This is a genomic window from Morganella sp. HMSC11D09 (assembly GCF_001807955.1).
In the GTDB taxonomy this organism is placed as follows: Bacteria; Pseudomonadota; Gammaproteobacteria; order Enterobacterales; family Enterobacteriaceae; genus Morganella; species Morganella morganii.
Genome location: NZ_KV791698.1, coordinates 1 through 1745, shown reverse-complemented (window position 1 = coordinate 1745; position 1745 = coordinate 1). Strand labels below are relative to the sequence as shown.

The 1745-nt window shown below is 52.8% G+C and carries 1 protein-coding gene; it reads left to right on the top strand.

Going from position 1 to position 1745, the window contains the following annotated elements:
• Nucleotides 1-1745 (top strand): phage N-6-adenine-methyltransferase (locus tag HMPREF3119_RS19860; protein WP_070580060.1); only part of this gene is annotated, 1745 nt, incomplete at both ends.

Genomic DNA, 1745 nt, shown 5'->3' with positions numbered 1-1745 from the left:
CCGGATCTGCTGGTGGGTGGTACACCGTGTCAGGCATTCAGTGTTGCCGGATTACGCGGTGGCCTGAGTGACGAACGCGGACAATTAACCCTTTCTTACGTTGAATTAGCGGACAGCATTGATGAAAAAAGAGAACAAAACGGTGAGCAACCGGCAATCATTGTCTGGGAAAACGTCCCCGGTGTGCTCAGCAGCAAAGATAACGCCTTTGGTTGCTTCCTTGCAGGACTTGCCGGAGAAAGTGAAGAACTCAAGCCGACAGGGGAAAAATGGACAAACGTTGGTTATGTGTCTGGACCCAAAAGAACTATCGCGTGGCGGATCCTCGATGCTCAATATTTCGGAGTCGCGCAGCGCCGCCGTCGTGTGTTCGTTGTCGCAAGTGCTCGAACAGACATCTGTCCCGCAGAAATACTTTTTGAGTACGACAGCATGCACGGGGATATTACGCCGTGCGGAGAAACGGGGCAGACAGTTGCCGCTCTTACTAAAAACGGCGTTGGTGCAACAGGCGCAGACGACAACCAGGCACAGGCCGGACATCTGATTGCATTCGGTGGGGGTAATACTTCCGGTGAAATCAAAGTTGCCACTACCTGTACAGCACATGGCGCCCGATTAGATTTTGATACTGATACTTTTGCAGTACACGGCACCCAGGATCCGGATGTAAATCACGAACTGGCGCACACGCTGGGACGTAACCACGGGCAGGAAAATGCCTGTATTTCATTTGCAGAAAACAGCCAGGGAGAAATCAGGCTGCAGGGTGGTGACGGTCAGATAGTCGGGCCTTTATCTACAGGCGGTGGAAAGCCGGGGCAGGGATATCCGGCAGTAGTTTCATTCCAGGAAAGAGGCAGGGACGACGGCCGTAATTTAGAAATCGGCGGTGAATTAGCATATGCCCTGACATCACCCGCAGGCGGTGGGCGTGGACAGGAAAGAAATATAGCGGACTTTAACACCATGACCGTTCGCCGTTTGACCCCTGTCGAGTGTGAGCGATTACAGGGATTCCCCGATAACCACACCAAAATCAGCTGGCGCGGTAAAGATGCTGCTGACTGCCCGGATGGTCCACGTTATCGCGCTATCGGTAACAGCATGGCGGTACCGGTTATGCGCTGGATTGGTGAGCGTATCCTTGCCGCGCTGCCGGAAACCCAGGATCTGCGCTCAGATTACGTGATTGAACTGGAAGAACTGCGTAATAAACCAGCTCATATGTTGAAAGAGGTCGGTGACCAGTGGCGGTCGCCAGATCCGCTGTATTGGGGTATCAACGCCAAGTTCGGCCCGTTTACCCTCGACCTGTTTACGGATGGCCAGAACAGTAAATGCCCGTACTATTACACCGCCGAAGATAACGCACTGACTCAGGACTGGTCAGAAAAACTGAAAGAGCTGGGCGGGGCAGCATACGGCAACCCACCATATTCCCGTGCAACCTATCATGGCAAACAGGCCGTAACAGGGATGGTTCATATCATGGAATACGCAAAGTCTATGCGTGAGAAAGGTGGCCGGTATGTTTTCCTGCTGAAAGCGGCGACGAGTGAAACATGGTGGCCTGAGTGGGCTGATCATGTTGCATTCATTCGTGGGCGGATTGGATTCGATTTACCGGACTGGTTTGTACCGGCGAATGAGAAACAGAAACCGTCAGGTGCTTTCTTTGCCGGTGCGGTTGTCATCCTGGATAAGGACTGGCAGGGAGACAAAATCAGTTATATCAGCCGCGA